The organism is Streptomyces sp. NPDC107538, assembly GCF_055657445.1.
Genome location: NZ_JBVKAY010000002.1, coordinates 721,988 through 739,773 on the forward strand (window position 1 = coordinate 721,988; position 17,786 = coordinate 739,773).

Annotated in this window: 18 protein-coding genes; 7 read left to right on the forward strand and 11 right to left on the reverse strand. The window is 72.2% G+C overall.

Annotated elements, in window-relative coordinates; all coding sequences use genetic code 11:
• Both ACZ7MG_RS09000 and ACZ7MG_RS09005 read left to right on the forward strand, forming a co-directional pair.
• On the forward strand, positions 1-912 hold the full coding sequence (locus ACZ7MG_RS09000; RefSeq protein WP_471385414.1) for a carbohydrate ABC transporter permease: 912 nt from the start codon (positions 1-3) through the stop codon (positions 910-912).
• 61 nt (positions 913-973) lie between these two features.
• Positions 974-3,289: a beta-xylosidase/alpha-l-arabinosidase gene (locus tag ACZ7MG_RS09005; protein ID WP_471385412.1), complete on the forward strand. Its 2,316-nt coding sequence runs from the start codon at positions 974-976 to the stop codon at positions 3,287-3,289.
• A gap of 3 nt (positions 3,290-3,292) precedes the next feature.
• Here the strand turns inward: ACZ7MG_RS09005 and ACZ7MG_RS09010 are convergent, their stop codons facing one another.
• Both ACZ7MG_RS09010 and ACZ7MG_RS09015 read right to left on the reverse strand, forming a co-directional pair.
• Positions 3,293-3,541, reverse strand: coding sequence for a DUF397 domain-containing protein (locus tag ACZ7MG_RS09010; protein ID WP_471385410.1), 249 nt, complete (start codon positions 3,539-3,541; stop codon positions 3,293-3,295).
• A complete protein-coding gene (locus ACZ7MG_RS09015) occupies positions 3,538-4,386 on the reverse strand; it encodes a helix-turn-helix domain-containing protein (protein ID WP_471385408.1) in 849 nt (282 codons plus the stop codon). Before ACZ7MG_RS09015 ends, ACZ7MG_RS09010 begins: the two co-directional genes overlap by 4 nt.
• A 118-nt stretch (positions 4,387-4,504) precedes the next feature.
• Between ACZ7MG_RS09015 and ACZ7MG_RS09020 the strand changes: the two genes are divergently transcribed.
• Positions 4,505-5,227, forward strand: a complete 723-nt coding sequence (locus ACZ7MG_RS09020) for a PH domain-containing protein (protein ID WP_471385406.1) — start codon at positions 4,505-4,507, stop codon at positions 5,225-5,227.
• Between the two features lie 26 nt (positions 5,228-5,253).
• Here the strand turns inward: ACZ7MG_RS09020 and ACZ7MG_RS09025 are convergent, their stop codons facing one another.
• Genes ACZ7MG_RS09025 through tsaB form a run of 5 tightly spaced genes read right to left on the reverse strand, consistent with a single transcriptional unit; the run spans position 5,254 to position 8,916 of the window.
• Positions 5,254-6,321: a hypothetical protein gene (locus ACZ7MG_RS09025; RefSeq protein ID WP_471385404.1), complete on the reverse strand. Its 1,068-nt coding sequence runs from the start codon at positions 6,319-6,321 to the stop codon at positions 5,254-5,256.
• A gap of 28 nt (positions 6,322-6,349) precedes the next feature.
• Positions 6,350-6,613: a hypothetical protein gene (locus ACZ7MG_RS09030; protein WP_471385402.1), complete on the reverse strand. Its 264-nt coding sequence runs from the start codon at positions 6,611-6,613 to the stop codon at positions 6,350-6,352.
• Positions 6,610-7,743: a tRNA (adenosine(37)-N6)-threonylcarbamoyltransferase complex transferase subunit TsaD gene (gene tsaD, locus ACZ7MG_RS09035; RefSeq protein WP_471385400.1), complete on the reverse strand. Its 1,134-nt coding sequence runs from the start codon at positions 7,741-7,743 to the stop codon at positions 6,610-6,612. Before tsaD ends, ACZ7MG_RS09030 begins: the two co-directional genes overlap by 4 nt.
• Positions 7,744-7,747: 4 nt before the next feature.
• Positions 7,748-8,260, reverse strand: a complete 513-nt coding sequence (rimI, locus tag ACZ7MG_RS09040) for a ribosomal protein S18-alanine N-acetyltransferase (RefSeq protein ID WP_471385398.1) — start codon at positions 8,258-8,260, stop codon at positions 7,748-7,750.
• Entirely contained in the window at positions 8,257-8,916 is a 660-nt protein-coding gene (tsaB, locus tag ACZ7MG_RS09045; RefSeq protein ID WP_471385396.1) for a tRNA (adenosine(37)-N6)-threonylcarbamoyltransferase complex dimerization subunit type 1 TsaB, read from the reverse strand. The genes rimI and tsaB overlap by 4 nt, the downstream gene beginning before the upstream one ends.
• 124 nt (positions 8,917-9,040) lie before the next feature.
• Here tsaB and ACZ7MG_RS09050 point away from each other — a divergent pair, with 124 nt between their 5' ends.
• Entirely contained in the window at positions 9,041-9,601 is a 561-nt protein-coding gene (locus ACZ7MG_RS09050) for a hypothetical protein (RefSeq protein ID WP_471385395.1), read from the forward strand.
• 350 nt (positions 9,602-9,951) lie between these two features.
• Here the strand turns inward: ACZ7MG_RS09050 and tsaE are convergent, their stop codons facing one another.
• The 3 genes from tsaE to alr form a co-directional block, all read right to left on the reverse strand.
• The gene (gene tsaE / locus ACZ7MG_RS09055) at positions 9,952-10,476 is read right to left on the reverse strand and encodes a tRNA (adenosine(37)-N6)-threonylcarbamoyltransferase complex ATPase subunit type 1 TsaE (RefSeq protein WP_471385393.1); all 525 of its coding nucleotides are present in this window, start codon (positions 10,474-10,476) and stop codon (positions 9,952-9,954) included.
• Positions 10,442-11,689 (reverse strand): alpha/beta fold hydrolase, encoded by a 1,248-nt coding sequence (locus ACZ7MG_RS09060; protein WP_471385391.1) that lies wholly within the window; start codon positions 11,687-11,689, stop codon positions 10,442-10,444. Before ACZ7MG_RS09060 ends, tsaE begins: the two co-directional genes overlap by 35 nt.
• 239 nt (positions 11,690-11,928) lie before the next feature.
• A complete protein-coding gene (gene alr, locus ACZ7MG_RS09065; RefSeq protein ID WP_471385389.1) occupies positions 11,929-13,089 on the reverse strand; it encodes an alanine racemase in 1,161 nt (386 codons plus the stop codon).
• Between the two features lie 133 nt (positions 13,090-13,222).
• On the opposite strand from alr, the gene glmS reads away from it, so the two are divergent.
• The 3 genes from glmS (at position 13,223) to ACZ7MG_RS09080 (ending at position 17,467) form a co-directional block, all read left to right on the forward strand.
• On the forward strand, positions 13,223-15,070 hold the full coding sequence (gene glmS, locus ACZ7MG_RS09070; RefSeq protein ID WP_471385387.1) for a glutamine--fructose-6-phosphate transaminase (isomerizing): 1,848 nt from the start codon (positions 13,223-13,225) through the stop codon (positions 15,068-15,070).
• A gap of 44 nt (positions 15,071-15,114) precedes the next feature.
• A complete protein-coding gene (locus ACZ7MG_RS09075; protein ID WP_471385385.1) occupies positions 15,115-15,486 on the forward strand; it encodes a holo-ACP synthase in 372 nt (123 codons plus the stop codon).
• A 523-nt stretch (positions 15,487-16,009) separates the two neighbouring features.
• The gene (locus ACZ7MG_RS09080) at positions 16,010-17,467 is read left to right on the forward strand and encodes an NAD(P)H-hydrate dehydratase (protein WP_471385383.1); all 1,458 of its coding nucleotides are present in this window, start codon (positions 16,010-16,012) and stop codon (positions 17,465-17,467) included.
• Positions 17,468-17,509: 42 nt separating this feature from the next.
• Here ACZ7MG_RS09080 and ACZ7MG_RS09085 read toward each other — a convergent pair whose 3' ends face one another.
• Complete coding sequence (locus tag ACZ7MG_RS09085) at positions 17,510-17,740, reverse strand: hypothetical protein (RefSeq protein WP_471385381.1); 231 nt, start codon at positions 17,738-17,740, stop codon at positions 17,510-17,512.
• Positions 17,741-17,786 lie beyond the last annotated feature (46 nt).

Sequence of the window (17,786 nt, forward strand, 5' to 3'; positions counted from 1 at the left end):
ATGTCCCACGACACACTGGCGGCGCCGCCGAAAAAGACGAACGAGCCCGCGCACGCGCCGGTGACATCAGCGCTCCGGCGCCGCCCACGCCACTGGAGCAGGCGCGCCAACCCGGTCGCGGGCCTCGGCGCGTTCATCTGGCTGGTCATCGTCCTGATCCCGATCTACGCGATGCTGTCGGCGTCCCTCACGGGCGCGGACAAGGCCCTCACCGGCAACCCCCTCAAGCCGCCCACGGACCCGACCCTCGACAACTACAACACCGTCCTGACCAGCGGCTTCGGCCACCTCCTCGCCAACACGGCGATCGTCGCGGTCTCGGTCGTCGGTATCGTCCTGGCCCTCTCCATCCCCCTGGCGTACGTCACCGTCCGCACCCGCGACCGCTGGTCGAACGCGGCGTTCCGGCTGTTCCTGCTGGGCGTGGCGATCCCGGCCCAGGCGGTCGTGGTCCCCCTGTACCTCCTCATCGCGAAACTCGACCTCTACGACACCCTCCTGGCCGTCATCCTCCCGACGGCGGCCTTCGCGATGCCGGTCTCGGTGCTGGTCCTGGTGGGCTCGCTGCGGGACGTGTCGGAAGACCTGTACGAGGCGATGGCCCTGGACGGCGCGTCCCCGCTCCGGATGCTGTTCCAGCTGACGATCCCGCTCGCCAAGGGCGGCATCAGCACGGTCGTCATCTTCTCCGCGCTCCAGGCCTGGAACGGCTTCCTCTTCCCGCTGATCTTCACGCAGTCCGACGGCCCCCGGGTCCTCACACTCGGACTGTTCAACTACGTCAGCCAGTTCGGCGTCAACATCCCCGCCCTGCTCGCCTCGGTCGTCCTCTCCGGCATCCCGATCTTCGCCGTGTATCTGGTGGCGCGCCGGGCTCTGGTGGGCGGGTTGATGGGCGTGGGCGGCAAGTGAGCCGACCGTGCGTCGTTACCACTGAAACTCACCGACCCCTGACAGTCCTGACAGGAGTTTCATGACCACCGCTTGGCGTGACCGCGCCCTGCCCGCCGCCGACCGGGTCGAGGATCTGCTCTCCCGGATGACCCTGGAGGAGAAGACTGCCCAGCTGTACGGCGTGTGGGTGAAGGCCGACTCGAACGGCGAGGACATCGCCCCCGACGAGGAGGAGATGCGGGAGGCCTTCGACTTCGACGAGCTGATCACCCGGGGCCTGGGCCAGCTCACCCGCACCTTCGGTACGGCGCCCGTGGACCCGGCGCTGGGCGCGCGCGCCCTGGCCCGCGCCCAGCGCCGCATCATGGCCGCGAACCGCTTCGGCATCCCGGCGGTCGCGCACGAGGAGTGCCTCGCCGGCTTCACCGCCTGGCGCGCGACCGCGTACCCCGTCCCGCTGGCCTGGGGCGCGACCTTCGACCCCGCGCTGGTGGAGGAGATGGCCCGGCACATCGGCCGCGACCTGGCCTCGGTCGGCATCCACCAGGGCCTGTCCCCCGTCCTGGACGTGGTCCGCGACCCGCGCTGGGGACGGGTCGAGGAGACGATCGGCGAGGACCCGTACCTGGTGGGTACGGTCGGTACGGCGTACGTCCGGGGTCTGGAGTCGGCCGGGATCGTGGCCACGCTGAAGCACTTCGCCGGGTACGCGGCGTCGGTCGGCGCCCGCAACCACGCGCCCGTACGGGCAGGGGTACGGGAGTTCGCGGACGTGACCCTCCCCCCGTTCGAGATGGCGTTGCGCGAGGGGGGCGCGCGCTCGGTGATGGCGGCGTACACGGAGACGGACGGCGTCCCGGTCTCGGCGGACCCCGGGCTGCTGACCGAACTCCTGCGCGACGCCTGGGGGTTCACCGGCACGGTCGTCTCCGACTACTTCGGCGTCGGCTTCCTGGAGACCAACCACCGCGTGGCGGGAGACCGCGCGCAGGCGGCGCACGCGGCGCTGTCCGCCGGCGTGGACGTGGAACTCCCCACGCTCCGCTGCTACGGCGAGCCCCTGGTGGAGGCCGTGCGCGCGGGCGCGATCCCCGAGGCGCTGGTGGATCGGGCTGTACGCCGGGTTCTGTCGCAGAAATGCGAGCTGGGCCTGCTGGACGAGGACTGGACCCCGGAGGTGGCCGGTTCCGCGGGCCCCGGCCGGATCGACCTCGACTCGACGGCGAACCGGGCCCTGGCCCGGCGCCTCGCCGAGGAGTCGATCGTGCTCCTGGACAACCCGGACGCGGTGCTGCCGCTGGCTCCCGACATCCGCATCGCCGTGGTCGGCCCCCGCGCGGACGACCCCCTGGCCATGCTCGGCTGCTACTCCTTCCCCTCCCACGTCCTCCCGGCCCACCCCGGCACCCCCCTGGGCATCGAGATCCCCACGGTCCTCGACTCCCTCCGCACCGAACTCCCCGACGCGAAGATCACGTACGCGGCGGGCAGCGACGTGGACGGCGACGACACCGGCGGCTTCCCCGAGGCGGTCGCACGCGCGTCCGAGGCGGACGTCTGCGTGGCGGTCCTCGGCGACCGGGCCGGCCTCTTCGGTCGCGGCACTTCGGGCGAGGGCTGCGACGCGGAGGACCTCCGGTTGCCCGGGGTCCAGGCGGAGCTGCTGGACGCGCTCATCGCCACGGGTACGCCGGTGGTGGCGCTGCTGCTCACCGGGCGCCCGTACGCGCTCGGCCGCTGGCACGGTCAACTGGCGGGCGTGGTGCAGGCGTTCTTCCCCGGGGAGGAGGGCGGCCCGGCGGTGGCGGGAGTGCTGTCGGGCCGCGTCTCCCCCTCCGGGCGCCTGCCGGTGAGCGTGCCGCGTCGCCCCGGGGGCCAGCCGTGGACGTACCTCCAGCCGCCGCTGGGCCTGCTCGGCGCGGCGAGCAATCTCGACCCGACGCCGCTGTACCCGTTCGGATACGGCCGCTCGTACACGACGTTCGCGTGGACGGACTTCGAGGCCGGGGGCGACGAGGGCGATGAGGGTGGGGATGTGTCGGTGACCGTCCGCAACACGGGTGAGCGGGCGGGGGCGGAGGTCGTCCAGCTGTACCTGCACGACCCGGTCGCCTCGGTGACCCGCCCCGACGTACGCCTGATCGCCTACCAGCGCCTGGAGTTGGCGCCGGGCGCCGCGTCCCGCGTGACGTTCCGCTTCCACCCCGACGTGTCGTCCTTCACCGACCGCGCCGGGCGCCGCGTGGTCGAACCGGGCGCGCTGGAACTGCGGTTGGGCGCGTCCAGCACCGACGTACGCCACCGGGTTCAGCTGACGCTGACGGGACCGGTACGCGAGGTGGGCCCGGACCGCCGGTTCCACTGCGGGACGGAGGTCCGGGCCGTGGAGTCCTGAGGATCAGCCCGCCTGGGCCGCCGCGTGCACGACGAAGGCGGCCCAGGCGGTGGGGCCGAGGCCGAGGTGGGGGCGGGTGGTGTCTTTGGAGTCGCGGATGTGGATGGTGGTGGGAGTGGTGGCGACTTCGACGCAGCTGTCGCCTTGGGGGCTGCTGTGCGTGGACTTGCGCCAGCCGAGGGCGACTTCGACGCAGTCGTCGCCCTGCGGGCTGCTGTAGCTGCTCTTGAACCACGTGAGATCGTTGGTCATAGCGCTCCTCGGATGTGCCTCAGCAGGTCCTTGGAGTCACCTGGCGGCAAGGCCTGCGAACGCAGTGTCGCATAACGCTGGCCAAGGGTAACGACCTCTTTTACGTCCGCGATCAGCCGACCATGCTGTTGCCCTTCGACGTACGCGTACCGCCTGCCATCCTCCGTCTCCAGCAACCGGAGCGGGCCGGCCAGACAGGCATGCGCCTCGAAGGCCATCGGCACGATCTGCACATGCACGTTGCGGGCATCCATGCAGGCGAGAACATAGTCCAACGCCGCGTCCATGACTTCCGGCCCGCCCAACCGACTCCGCAGCACGGCCTCATCGATGATGAAGCTGAACGAAGTGCCGGGGCGCTCCCTCAATAGCTGCTGCCGCTCCAGCCGTGCACGAACCAAGACCTCCAACTCCTCATCGATGAGGAGCGGAATGTTGTTGGCGAACGCGGCCCGGGCGTACGCCTCCGACTGCAACAGCCCCGGCAGGATCCGGCACTCGTACGTGTCGAGGCTCATCGCCTCCCGCTCAAGCCTTGCCCACATCCGGAACCACGCTGGCAGCCCCGGCTGCCGAGTCATGTGCTTGAAGGCACCCCTGACCGCCCCCGTATTCCCCGTCGCATCCTCCGCCAGCTCCACGAACCGCTGATCCGCCAGCCGCCGCCCCAACTCAATGGAAGCCACCGAGTGCTTGGACAAATGCACCCGCGCCCCGAACTCCTCCCGGCTCAACCCCGCATGCTCGCGCAGAGCCTGAACCACCGCCCCGAACGCCTTCATGCTGTCCGACGACTCGGGCTCACCACCCGGCCCCTGCGCAGCCCACTCCACACCGTGCACCATCAACCCAGAGTGACGGCCCGATCACCGTACTGTCCACCGAACAGCCGTGTACTCCCCCCTCAGTACACGCCGCACCCGCCCTTACCCCACGTTCACGGAACAGGGCTATAACAACCCGATGAGCAACGGAATCGAGCGGGAGTACCGAAGACGGCGCATAGCCCCCGCCTCCCTCGTCATGCTGGCAGCGGCGGCACTGATCACCGCCATGGCGGTGAACACGATGGTGACGTTCGGCCCGTCGACAGGGGACGCGCTGGCCGTGGCGGCCTGGCTGACCGTCGCCACCCGCGTAGTGCTGGAGCAGTTCAGGGCGCGTACGTCCGTCACGGCCGAAGGCGTCACCGTACGCGGAGCGATCCGCACCCGCACCTGGGCCTGGTCCGAGATCTACGGCATCCGGGTCGAGGACATCAAGTGGGGCGCCCCGCGCTGGTCGGGATACCTCTACGCCACCGACGGCAGCCGGGCCCGCCTCCCCCACGTCGACGAGTACCAACTCACCGACCCCATCGCCGAGATGGCCGACCTGTGCGCGGCCGCACTCCACCTCGGGCTGACCTCACTGGACACGCGACCGGGCGTGGAGGACCGCATCGCACGCGGGACGCGGCGCCGCAAGGCATGGCAACGGGCGGCCGTTGCGAGCGCGGTACTCATGGTCGTCATGCTCGTCGTCGACTTCGCGCTGGTTTTCACCGACCGGCCGACGCACACCTACCTGCTGCTCCTGGGCGTCCCCCTGGTCTGCGCGCCGTTCCTCTTCCTGGCCCTGGACCGCATCGGTGAACGCCAACACCGACACACCCTCACGCCCCCCACCGCCGCACCGCCCGCCTGACCAACTCCCCACACCACGCGGGCCGTTCACGCTCGGTACTCGTCGTAATACCTGCGCAGCCGGGGGGATCGTATGGCGGGCAGGCCGAACAGGGTGTGCACGAAGGCTTGGTGGTGAGGCCGCAGGAGGTACAGGGGACGCGACGGCAGCGGATAGTCGTCGCGCAGGACGCCCTCCGGGAGCACCCCGGTGACGGGCAGCGGCGAGATCTCGTCCGGGTGGGCGAGGTACGCCCAGACCCCGCTGTCCAGCGGCACCACGGCCGCCTCGTCGCCGTCGCCGTCGCCGTCGCCGTCGCCGGGCGGACGCCACGGCGTGCCCGTGAGGGGATGGCGGGGGACGAGGAGGACATCGGGGCGGGGCCGGGACACGGGGAGTCCCGGGCCTGCCAGGCCCACGGAGCGGGCGTCGGGCCCGGCGGGGAGATACTGCCCAACGGCGTGGCCGAGCAGCTCGGCGACGGGCCCGGCGGGCAGCACCACCGGGCGGCCCCCGGTGACCGCCACGAGGTGGGCCAGCGCGACCCCGACCGCGGCCTCCCACCGGAAGCTCCACCACCCGTCGGGGTCGACGGGCGGGACACGATGCTCGGCACGCTCCAGGTCGTCCCAGTCGGGAGGCGGACCGGCGGGGAGCCCGGAGGGGCGGCGTACGACCGCGTCGGGCTCCAGCCACACCGTCTGCCACAGTCCGCAGTCGTCCATGCGCGTGGCCACGGCCCGCCCGCACCCCTCGCAGGCCAGATTGGGCCCGGCCCTGCCGTCCACACCCCGGCAGTAGCCCTCGCACTTCTCGGGGATCAGGACCATGGACCGCGAGTCGCCGGGGGCGATGACGATCCGGTTCCGCGCCCCGAAGGAGACGCGGTACACCGGCGCGTACACGCCCTGCCGGGCGGCCGCGTCCTCCCCGACCTCCTCCCACGACCGCCACGGCGGTCCGGTGGGCCGGGGTTCGACGGCGTACGTCGCGGGCTCCATCAGCGGCGGATGCAGCTGCTCCCAGCCCCCGTGATGGGTGTGGACGGGGAGGGCGACGCGGGACACCGGCGCCGTCAGCTCCGCGCCGCACCCGGCACACGCGAACACGTCCACCCAAGCCCCCTCGCCCCGGCCCCCGGGGTCAGTCCGCCCCCACCGACTCGAACCTCCACCGGTGCACCGCCCGGCCGACCAACTCCCCGTCCGGCTCGGGCAGTTCGGGCAACTCGGCGTCGTACTCCGCGTCCCACCACGTAACAACCAGCACCCGGTCCTGCGGCGCCCGGAAGACCTCGCGCCGCAACGGCCGTACGGCAAGCTCCTGGACCTGCCCCCGAGCCCAGGCGAGGAGTGCCTCCCCTCCCCCGTCGACCGCCCGCGCCTCCCACATCAGCGCGACCGTCACGAGTACAGGTTCTCCTTGCTGACCTCGTGCACATGATCGTGGCCATGACCGTGACCATGACCGTGGCCGTGCTCATGCCCGGCCGGGCGGCCCGGCACATGTGGATCCGTCACCGGCAGCGACGAGTCCGCCGACAGATCCCAGTCGGACGCGGCACGCCCCCGCGCCACCATCTCCGCACCCAGCGCGGCCACCATCGCCCCGTTGTCCGTACACAGCTTGGGCCGGGGCACCCGGAGCCGGATACCGGCGGCCTCGCAGCGCTCCTGGGCGAGCACCCGCAACCGGGAGTTGGCGGCGACCCCGCCCCCGATCATCAGATGATCGACACCCTGGTCCTTGCAGGCCCGCACCGCCTTGCGCGTCAGCACGTCCACCACGGCCTCCTGGAAGGAAGCCGCCACATCCCGCACCGGAACGTCCTCCCCGGCCGCCCGCTTGGCCTCGATCCAGCGGGCCACGGCGGTCTTCAACCCGGAGAAGGAGAAGTCGTAGGCGGGGTCGCGGGGCCCGGTCAGCCCGCGCGGGAAGGCGATGGCCGTGGGGTCGCCCTCCTTCGCGTACCGGTCGATGACCGGCCCACCCGGGAACCCGAGGTTCAGCACGCGCGCGATCTTGTCGAAGGCCTCGCCCGCCGCGTCATCGATGGTGGCCCCCATGGGCCGGACGTCCGACGTGATGTCGGTCGACAACAACAGCGAGGAATGCCCCCCGCTCACCAGCAGCGCCATCGTCGGCTCGGGCAGCGCCCCGTGCTCCAGCTGGTCCACGCAGATGTGGGAGGCGAGGTGATTGACGCCGTACAGCGGCTTGCCCAGCGCGTACGCGTACGCCTTGGCCGCCGAGACACCCACCAGCAGCGCGCCCGCGAGCCCGGGCCCGGCGGTGACGGCGATCCCGTCCAGATCCCTCGCGCTGACCCCCGCCTCCTTCAACGCCCGGTCGATGGTCGGGACCATCGCCTCCAGATGCGCGCGGGAGGCCACCTCGGGCACCACCCCGCCGAACCGGGCGTGCTCGTCGACGCTCGACGCGATCGCGTCGGCCAGCAGGGTCGTCCCGCGCACGACACCCACCCCGGTCTCGTCGCAGGAGGTCTCGATCCCCAGCACGAGGGGTTCGTCAGCCATTGCCCTAGCCATTGATCTCGGTTCCTTGTGCGGATACGGAAGTGGAGGGGTCGTTGAGGCGCATGACCAGCGCGTCCACGTTCCCCGGCTGGTAGTAGCCCCGGCGGAAGCCGATCGCCTCGAAGCCGAAGCGTTCGTAGAGCTTCTGGGCGCGGACGTTGTCCACCCGGCATTCGAGCAGCACCTGGGCGCACTCGAAGGTGGTGGCGGCCCGCAGCAGCTCGGTGAGGAGCAGCGCGCCGAGGCCGGTGCCCCAGTGCTCACGGGCCACGGCGATGGTCTGTACGTCGGCGGTGTCCCCGGCGGAGGCGAGGCCGCCGTAGCCGATGATCCGCCCGTCGCCACCGCTGTCCTCGGCCACGTAGTACCGGCGGGTGGCGTTCGGCCCCCGCGCGTGGGCGAGGTCCGACCAGAACATGCCCCGGGACCAGGCATCCTCGGGGAAGAGGTCCTTCTCCAGCTCCAGGACGGGCTCGATGTCCCACCAGCGCATCTCGCGCAGCACCGGGGTCGTCACTTCGGGGTGACCACCTTGTAGTTCTTGGGCACCTGGGCGTCCGGCCGGCGCAGATACAGCGGCCGGGGCGCCTCCAGCTCCTCGCCCGCCGCGAGCCGTTCGGCGGCGAGCGCCGCGAGGGCGGCGGCGGAGACGTGCTCGGGCGCGCGGGCGTCGGGGAAGGTGTCGGGGTAGAGAACCGCCCCCGCCCCCACCGCCGGCAGCCCGGCCACCAGCTCCGCGATCTCGGCGGGCCGGTCGACGGCGGGCTCGGTCACCCGCGCGCGGGGGCCCTCGTATCTCGCCCAGTACACCTCTTTGCGCCGGGCGTCGGTCGCCACCACGAACGGCCCCTCCACCGTGCCCTCCGCCGCGTAGGCGAGGCCGTCGAGGGTGCACAGGCCGTGGACGGGGACCCCGAGGGCGAGGCCGAAGGTGTCGGCGGTCATGAGGCCGACGCGCAGCCCGGTGTACGGGCCGGGACCGATGCCCACGACGATGCCGGTGACGGCGTCGAGGCGGGTGCCCGCCTCGGCGAGGACCCGGTCGACGGTGGGCAGCAGCAGTTCCCCGTGGCGCCGCGCGTCCACCTGGCTCGACGCGGCGACGACGTCGCTCCCGTCGTGCAGCGCGACGGTGACGGCGGGGGTGGCGGTATCCAGAGCGAGCAAGAGCACGCAAACAGCCTACGGCGCTTCGGCCCGGCAGACTGCCGACCCGGTGCACGTCCCCGCTGCTGCTACCGTCACAGCACAGAGGTCTTTCACAGGCGTACATGGGTACGAGAGGTGGGCTCAGAAGGTGGCGAGTAGCAGCTCGGTAGTCGTGGCCGGGCTCACCGCGGCGGCCATCGCCGCAGTCGGTTTCCTCACCTACCAGGCGTCGGCGAACGCGCCGGACGACCTGGGGAAGCCGTCCCCCTCCAAGTCCTCGGCGCTCCCGAAGTCCAAGACCCCGGCGGAACGGGAGAAGGAGACCGAGGAAGTCCTCCCCGACGACTCGGGCACCGGCGAGCGTGTCGTCTACTCCCTCGACGACGACCGCGTCTGGCTGGTCGGCGCGAACGAGAAGGTCACCCGCACGTTCGAGGTCTCGCCGAGCACGGTCGACCCGGCGCCCGCCACCTACACGGTCTCGTCCCGCTCGGCCGCCGTCACCGGCTCCGACGGCACCCCCATCGAGAACGTCGTCCGCTTCGCCTCCGTCGACGGCATCACCATCGGCTTCAGCGCGGCCGTCGACGGCTCCACCCCCGAGCCCGACCCCACCACCAAGACCGGCGGCATCCGCGAGTCCCGCAAGGACGGCAAGGCCATGTGGGAGTTCGCGGGCATCGGCACGAAGGTGGTCGTGGTCGAGTAGGGGGACTTTCTAGTCACCGGGAACGGAATCGCCGGCCCTTTTGCCTTTAGGGGCGCGGGGAACTGCGCGACCAGCCCCCACCGACCCGCGGCCGCGATACGACCCCGAACCCCCCTCCGGTGGCGTGGAAATCACCTTCGCCGCCGCACACGAAGCCAGAAGGTCCCGCATCGATACCCCGCCCGCCCCAGAAGGCGTACGTTCCGCTGTCGACATGGACGACGCCTCCTCATGCCACCGGGCAAGCCAAGTTAGGCAGACCTAACCACGGCCTGGCTACCATGTGACCACGCCGAGGACCACCACCGCAACACTTACCGACACCTTGTCGGAGCAGTGGCCGCGCAGCGTCACGCCGACAGCACACCCAGCTCCACGGAGGCCCACCGCCGCCCCAGCCCGGCAACCGTCACCCGCCGCACCTCGTCGGCCGTGTCACCGACCGCCCGGTGGATGACCACGTTCAGCCGGTCGTCGGTCAGCTCCTCGACCTTCCCCTCGCCCCACTCCACCACGATCACGGATTCCGGCAGCGAGACATCGAGATCGAGGTCCTCCATCTCGTCCAGCCCGCCGCCCAGGCGATACGCGTCGACATGGACGAGCGGCGGCCCCTGGACCAGCGACGGATGCACCCGGGCGATGACGAAGGTCGGCGAGGTGACCGCACCCCGCACCCCGAGCCCCTCCCCGAGCCCCCTGGTGAGGGTCGTCTTCCCGGCGCCCAACTCCCCGTTGAGCATCACGAGATCCCCCGCCCGCAACAGCTTCGCCAGGCGACGGCCCAGCTCCAGCATCTGGTCGGGGGACGTTACGGTGATCCGCAGAGACGCCCCGGACTCACCCGGGCCGTGCGGTGCTGCTGGCGCTTCCATAACCACTAACCGTAGCCCCCGCCGGCACCGCCCCCGCCCGGGTGAGCAGGTCGGCGAGCCGGTCGGTCACCACCTCGGGATGCTCCAGCATCACCAGATGCCCGGCGTCCGGGACGAGCACCAGCTCCGCGTCCGGCAGCAGATCGGCGATGGCCTCACTGTGCCCGCTGGGCGTGACGAGGTCCTTGACCCCGGCCAGCACGAGCACCGGCAGCTCGGCGAACTCCGCGAGCGCCTCGGTCTTGTCGTGCTCGGTGAACGCCGGATAGAACTCGGCGACCACGTCGATCGGCGTGCCCTCGATCATCCGTTCGGCGAACCGCGCGACCGCCGGATCGACGTCCCGCGACGCGAACGAGTACCGCTTGATGATCCCGGCGAACAGATCGGCGGTCGCCCGCCGCCCCCGCTCCACCAGCGCGGCCTGCTGCCCCAGCGCCTTGAGCACCCCGGGCAGCACCCGCCGCACCGCGTTGACGCCCGCGACCGGCAGCCCGAAGTTCACCTCGCCGAGCCGCCCCGACGACGTACCGATCAGTGCGACGGCGACGACCCGCTCACGGATCAGCTCCGGGTAGTGCGCGGCCAGTGCCATGACGGTCATGCCGCCCATGGAGTGCCCGACGAGCACGATGGGCCCCTCGGGCACCGCCGCGTCGATGACGGCCTTGAGGTCGCGCCCGAGCTGGTCGATGGTGACCGGCAGCCCGTCCTGCGCCTGGGCCGCACCCCGCCCGGAGCGGCCGTGGCTGCGCTGGTCCCAGTGCACGGTCCGTACGACGCCGCGCAGCGCGGCCCGCTGGAAGTGCCAGGAGTCCTGGTTGAGGCAGTAGCCGTGGCTGAAGACGACGGTGACCGGGGCCGGGGCCTTGCGGCCGAAGAGGCGGCGTCTGCGGGGCGAGAGACCGGCCTCGGGCTCGATGTCGTCGACCTCGTAGTACAGCTCGCTGCCGTCGTCGGCGTACGCCTTGGCGGGGGTGCCGCGCAGCGCCCCGTACGGGCCGGTGGAGTCGAGCGCGAGACGGGCCTTCCTGCGCATGCCGCGTCCGACGGTGAGCCGCTCTATGGCGACACCGGCCGCCGCGCCCGCCGCGACCACGCCTATCGCGGCCCCCGCGACCCCGGCCCGGCGCCAGATCCCGTCGCCGGACGGGGCCGAGGCGGCGGCCGCGCTCACGACGGCCTCCACGGCCTCCGCGCTGCTCTCGCTCACGTCCCGCTCCTCTTCGCCGACCTGTCCGGTCTCACCATGGATCCCGCTGTCGCCGCAGATCCCGCTGTCGCTACGGATCCTGCTGTCGCCGCAGATCCCGCTGTCGCCGTCGCTCCGCACACCTGTACGGAGTTACCCGTCTCGTCCGTCTTTCACCTACTCGGGCGCCCGCCCATGATCGGGCGCCCGGGATCACATCCTCACGGGCCCCGACCGTACGCGCCCGTTCACGCGCCCGTTCACGCGCCCTTGTCGACATAGACGCGTGGAACGCGGGTTCCGATGCGCGTCACGATCTCGTACGCGATGGTTCCGGCCGCCTTCGCCCAGTCCTCGGCGGTGGGCTCGCCCCCGTCACCGGCCCCGAACAGCACGACCTCGTCCCCGGCGGCGGGTTCGTCCCCGCCGAGGTCGACGACGAACTGGTCCATGGCGACCCGGCCCGCGACCGTCCGCCACTTGCCGCCGACGAGGACGGGCCCGGTCCCGGAGGCGTGTCGGGGGATGCCGTCCGCGTAACCGACGGGCACCAGGCCGAGGGTGGTGGCGCCGGGGGTGACGTAGTGGTGGCCGTAACTGACGCCATGGCCCCCCGAGACGTGCTTCACCAGCGCGAGCGAGGCGCTGAGCCGCATCACCGGCCGCAGCCCGAGATCGGCCGAACTGCCCAGCTCCGGGCTGGGCGAGATGCCGTAGACCGCGATGCCCGTCCGTACCAGGTCGAAGTGGGCGTCCGGGCGGGTGAGGGTGGCCGGCGAGTTGGCGATGTGCCGCACCTCGGGGCGGACGCCCTGGTTCTCGGCGTACGCGACCATGTCCCGGAAGCGGGTGAGCTGGGCGTCGATGGAGGGATGCCCCGGCTCGTCGGCGCACGCGAGGTGCGACCAGAGCCCGGTGACCTTCACCAGCCCCTCGGCCTCCGCGCGCAGTGCCTCGGCGACGAGTTCCGGCCAGTCGCCGGGCTGGCAGCCGTTGCGCCCGAGCCCGGTGTCGGCCTTCAGCTGCACCCGCGCGCACGCACCGGCCGCACGGGCGGCGTCGGTGACCTCCCGCAGCGCCCACATCCCGCTGACGGCGACATCGAGGTCCGCCTCGACCGCCTCGCGCCAGGGGCCGCCCGGCGCCCACAGCCAGCACATCAGCCGCCCGGACAGCCCCGCCGCCCGCAGCGCCAGCGCCTCCTCAGGCGTGGCCGTCCCCAGCCAGGTCGCCCCCGCCTCGACCGCGGCCCGCGCACACCGCACCGCACCGTGGCCGTACGCGTCCGACTTGACCACGGCCATCAGTTCGGCACCCGGCGCCAGGGCGCGCAACGTCCGCACATTGGCCCGCAGGGCATCCAGATCGATCTCGGCACGGGCCCGAAGGGGCGCGCTCCGCTCAAGTGCTGTCTCACTCATGTCCGCCCCAGTCTCTCAGAGGGCCGCCCGCACAGAGCCATGGAGCCCGCCGGGGCTCACGGAACGCCACCCAGTCACGTACAGTCACACTCGGCACACGACAGGTCGCGAACGGCACAACAGTGGGGTTGATATGTGCGGAATCGTGGGATACGTCGGCTCGCAGTCCGCGCTGGACGTGGTCCTCGCCGGTCTGAAGCGGCTGGAGTACCGGGGGTACGACTCCGCGGGCGTGGCGGTGCTGGCCGACGGAGGCCTCGCCGCCGCCAGGAAGGCCGGGAAACTGGTGAACCTGGAGAAGGAGCTGGTCGGCCGCCCACTGCCGGCCGGCTCGACCGGCATCGGCCACACCCGCTGGGCCACCCACGGCGGCCCCACGGACACCAACGCCCACCCGCACCTGGACAACGCGGGCCGCGTCGCCGTCGTCCACAACGGCATCATCGAGAACTTCGCCGCGCTCCGCGCCGAACTCACCGAGCGGGGCCACGATCTGACCTCCGAGACGGACACCGAGGTCGTCGCCCACCTGCTCGCCGAGGAGTTCTCCTCGTGCGACGACCTCGCGGAGGCGATGCGGCTGGTGTGCCGCCGTCTGGATGGCGCGTTCACGCTGGTCGCGGTGCACGCGGACGCGCCGGACGTGGTCGTGGGGGCCCGCCGCAACTCACCCCTTGTGGTCGGCGTCGGAGAGGGCGAGTCCTTCCTCGCCTCGGACGTCGCCGCGTTCATCGCCCACACGCGCTCCGCGATCGAACTGGGTCAGGACCAGGTGGTCGAACTCCGCCGCGACGGCGTGACGGTGACCACCTTCGACGGCCGGCCCGCCGAGGTCCGCTCGTACCACGTCGACTGGGACGCGTCGGCGGCGGAGAAGGGCGGCTACGACTACTTCATGCTCAAGGAGATCGCCGAGCAGCCGAAGGCGGTCGCGGACACGCTCCTCGGCCGTATCGACGCGGCGGGCACGCTCTCCCTGGACGAGGTCCGCATCCCCGACGCCGAGCTGCGCGAGCTGGACAAGGTGGTCATCGTCGCGTGCGGTACGGCCTTCCACTCGGGCCTGATCGCCAAGTACGCCATCGAGCACTGGACCCGGATCCCCTGCGAGGTGGAGCTGGCCAGCGAGTTCCGCTACCGGGATCCGATCCTCGGCCCGCACACCCTGGTCATCGCCATCTCCCAGTCCGGCGAGACCATGGACACGCTGATGGCCCTGCGGCACGCCCGCGAACAGGGCGCCCGGGTCCTCGCCATCTGCAACACCAACGGCTCGACGATCCCCCGCGAGTCCGACGCGGTCCTCTACACCCACGCGGGCCCGGAGGTCGCGGTCGCCTCGACGAAGGCGTTCCTGACGCAGCTGGTGGCGTGCTACCTGGTGGCCCTGTATCTCGGCCAGGTGCGCGGCACGAAGTGGGGCGACGAGATCCGGGCCGTGGTCCGCGACCTCTCCCGGATCTCCCGCGAGGTGGAACGGGTCCTCGAAACGATGGAGCCGGTACGGGAGTTGGCCCGCACGCTGGCCGACAAGAACACGGTCCTCTTCCTCGGCCGGCATGTGGGCTACCCCGTCGCCCTGGAAGGCGCCCTGAAACTCAAGGAGTTGGCCTACATGCACGCGGAGGGCTTCGCGGCGGGCGAACTGAAGCACGGCCCGATCGCGCTGATCGAGGAGGACCTCCCGGTGGTGGTCGTGGTCCCGTCCCCGGCGGGCCGCTCGCTCCTCCACGACAAGATCGTCTCCAACATCCAGGAGATCCGGGCGAGGGGTGCCCGCACGATCGTCATCGCGGAGGAGGGCGACGAGGCGGTGGTCCCCTACGCCGACCACCTGATCCGCATCCCGGCCACGCCCACGTTGTTGCAGCCGCTGGTCGCGACGGTCCCCCTCCAGGTCTTCGCCTGCGAACTGGCCACGGCGCGGGGGAACGAGGTGGACCAGCCGCGGAACCTGGCGAAGTCGGTGACGGTGGAGTGAACTGATTCGGCTTCGGCCGGGTCTCTGGGGCTAGGGTGCGGATCATGCCCATCATCGGAGTCGGCATCGACGTCGCCGAGATCGACCGCTTCCGTGCCTCCCTGGAACGCACGCCCAGCATGGCCGACCGCCTCTTCCTCCCCACCGAACTGCTCCTCCCCAGCGGCGAACGCCGGGGCATCGCCTCCCTCGCGGCCCGCTTCGCAGCGAAGGAGGCCCTCGCGAAGGCCCTCGGCGCGCCGAGCGGCCTCCGCTGGACGGACGCCGAGGTCTACGTCGAACCCTCCGGCCAACCCCGCCTCCGAGTAACCGGCACGGTCGCCTCCCGCGCCTCCGAACTGGGCGTCAAGTCCTGGCACATCTCCCTGAGCCATGACGCGGGGGTGGCATCGGCGGTGGTGATCGCGGAGGGGTGAGGGGTGCCTTGTGGCTGGGGGTGCGGATCGGGGGTGCCTTGTGGCTCGGCGGCGCGGGGCAGGGGCGCTTCAGGGCTCGGGGTACTGGTCTGGGGCGCCTCAGAGCTCGGGAGTGCGGGTCGTAGGGCGGCCGCGGGCCGTGCGCGGCTGATCGCGCAGTTCCCCGCGCCCCTGTAGGGCACAACCCCGGCTGCGCGCGTTGCCTCGGCGGTGGCGAACGGGGCGCCTTGTCACTCGGGGGTACGCGTCCCAGGGCGACCGCAGGCCGTACGTGGCTGATCGCGCAGTTCCCCGCGCCCCCAAGAGGCAGGGGGCTTCGCCCCTGCCATCCCACCCCACCCCACCCCGCCCCCTCCCTGCGGGCAATCGTGCCGCTGGGGCGGCACGGGTGGGCGCAGGCGGCGCCTCGTGACCGCCGAGCAGCGGGACCCACCCCGTCCAGCGACAGCAGAGGGCGCCCAAGGACCCCCGGCCCGCCCCCGACCACCCCCACCCGCCCCAAAAGCAAGGCAGACTCGTCCCCATGCGCTCAGCCCACCGCGTAGAAACCGTCCGCTCAGCCGAACGCACCCTGATGGCCCGCCTCCCCGACGGCGCCCTGATGCAACGCGCCGCCGCAGGCCTCGCCGCGGCCTGCGCGGACGCACTCCCCCGCCGCGTCTACGGCAGCCGCATCGTCCTCCTCACCGGCAGCGGAGACAACGGCGGCGACACCCTCTACGCCGGCGCCCGCCTGGCAAGGCGCGGCGCGGGCGTGACCGCCGTCCTCCTCACCCCCGACCGCACCCACCCCGAGGCACTGAAGGCCTTCCTCCGAGCAGGCGGCACGACCACCACAGCCACCGCCCCCACCACCGCCGCACGAATCCACCACGCCGACCTCGTCCTGGACGGCATCGTCGGCATCGGCGGCAAGGGCGGCCTCCGCCCCGAAGCCGCCCACCTGGCCGACCTCCTCACCACCTCCCCCGCCACGGTCATCGCCGTAGACCTCCCGTCCGGCATCGAGCCCGACACCGGCGAGGTGCACGGCGCAGCCGTCCGCGCCGACCTCACCATCACCTTCGGCACCCACAAACCGGGCCTCCTCATCGACCCGGCCCGCGAGCACGCCGGCACGGTCCGCCTGATCGACATCGGCCTCGCCGAAACCCTCCCGCCCACCCCCGCCCTGGAATCCCTCCAGCACGCCGACGTGGCCGCCCTCCTCCCCCACCCCACCGGCGAGAGCGACAAGTACCGCCGGGGCGTCGTGGGCATCGCGGCGGGCTCGGCCCGCTACCCGGGCGCGGCGGTCCTCGCGGTCGCGGGCGCCCTGCGCGGCGGCGCGGGCGCGGTCCGCTACGTCGGCGCGGCCACGGACGCCGTCCTGGCCCGCTACCCGGAGACCCTCGTCTCGAACACGGGCCCGAAGAACGCGGGCCGGGTCCAGGCCTGGGTCGCGGGCCCGGGCGCGGGCGACGACCCGGCCCCCGTCGCCGAGGCCCTCGCCACCGACGTCCCCGTCCTCCTGGACGCCGACGGCCTCCGCCTCGCCGACCGCGAGACGGTCCGCACCCGCGAGGCCCCCACCCTGCTGACCCCGCACGCCGGGGAGGCGGCGGCCCTCCTGGGCCTCTCCCGGGAGGAGGTCGAGTCCGCCCGCCTCACCGCCGTACACGCGCTGGCCCGCGCCTACGACGCCACCGTCCTCCTCAAGGGCTCCACCACCCTGATCGCCACCCCGGACCCCGACGCCCCGGTCCGTGTCAACGCCACCGGCACCCCCTGGCTGGCGACGGCCGGCAGCGGCGACGTCCTCTCGGGCCTGGCCGGCTCCCTCCTGGCAGCCGGCCTCTCCCCGCTGGACGCGGCGAGCGTGGCGGCGTACGTCCACGGCCTGGCGGGCCGCTACGCCGCCGACGGCGCCCCGGCGGGCGCCCACGACGTGGCGGACGCGATCCCGGCGGCCTGGCGCGACATCACCTCACCGACCCGCTGACCTCACTCCCCCTCGTCAACCTCGTCGACCCGGCCGCTGACCTCACTCCCCCTCCTCGATCCGGTCGATGGCCTCCCGCACCATCCCCAGATACTCGACCTCCTCGCACCGCGGCTTACTCCCCATCCGGTACATGTCAATCGCGTCATCCAGGCACTCGCCCAGATCCTCGTCCGGCAGGTCCGCCGAGAGCTCGCTGCACACCCGTCCGGCGAGCTCCGCGTCACCGCGCGTAGACCCCCACCGAACGGCGTCCCGTAACTTCAGACGCACGCCAAATGCCATCCCAATCCCCCAATTCCCCCTGCTGGACCGGAAG

Coding starts and splice junctions, on each gene's coding strand:
- ACZ7MG_RS09000 (WP_471385414.1), top strand. CDS start 1: ATGTCCCACGACACACTGGCGGCGCCGCCGAAAAAGACGAACGAGCCC.
- ACZ7MG_RS09005 (WP_471385412.1), top strand. CDS start 974: ATGACCACCGCTTGGCGTGACCGCGCCCTGCCCGCCGCCGACCGGGTC.
- ACZ7MG_RS09010 (WP_471385410.1), bottom strand. CDS start 3,541: ATGACCAACGATCTCACGTGGTTCAAGAGCAGCTACAGCAGCCCGCAG.
- ACZ7MG_RS09015 (WP_471385408.1), bottom strand. CDS start 4,386: ATGGTGCACGGTGTGGAGTGGGCTGCGCAGGGGCCGGGTGGTGAGCCC.
- ACZ7MG_RS09020 (WP_471385406.1), top strand. CDS start 4,505: ATGAGCAACGGAATCGAGCGGGAGTACCGAAGACGGCGCATAGCCCCC.
- tsaD (WP_471385400.1), bottom strand. CDS start 7,743: ATGGCTGACGAACCCCTCGTGCTGGGGATCGAGACCTCCTGCGACGAG.
- tsaE (WP_471385393.1), bottom strand. CDS start 10,476: ATGGAAGCGCCAGCAGCACCGCACGGCCCGGGTGAGTCCGGGGCGTCT.
- alr (WP_471385389.1), bottom strand. CDS start 13,089: ATGAGTGAGACAGCACTTGAGCGGAGCGCGCCCCTTCGGGCCCGTGCC.
- glmS (WP_471385387.1), top strand. CDS start 13,223: ATGTGCGGAATCGTGGGATACGTCGGCTCGCAGTCCGCGCTGGACGTG.
- ACZ7MG_RS09075 (WP_471385385.1), top strand. CDS start 15,115: ATGCCCATCATCGGAGTCGGCATCGACGTCGCCGAGATCGACCGCTTC.
- ACZ7MG_RS09080 (WP_471385383.1), top strand. CDS start 16,010: ATGCGCTCAGCCCACCGCGTAGAAACCGTCCGCTCAGCCGAACGCACC.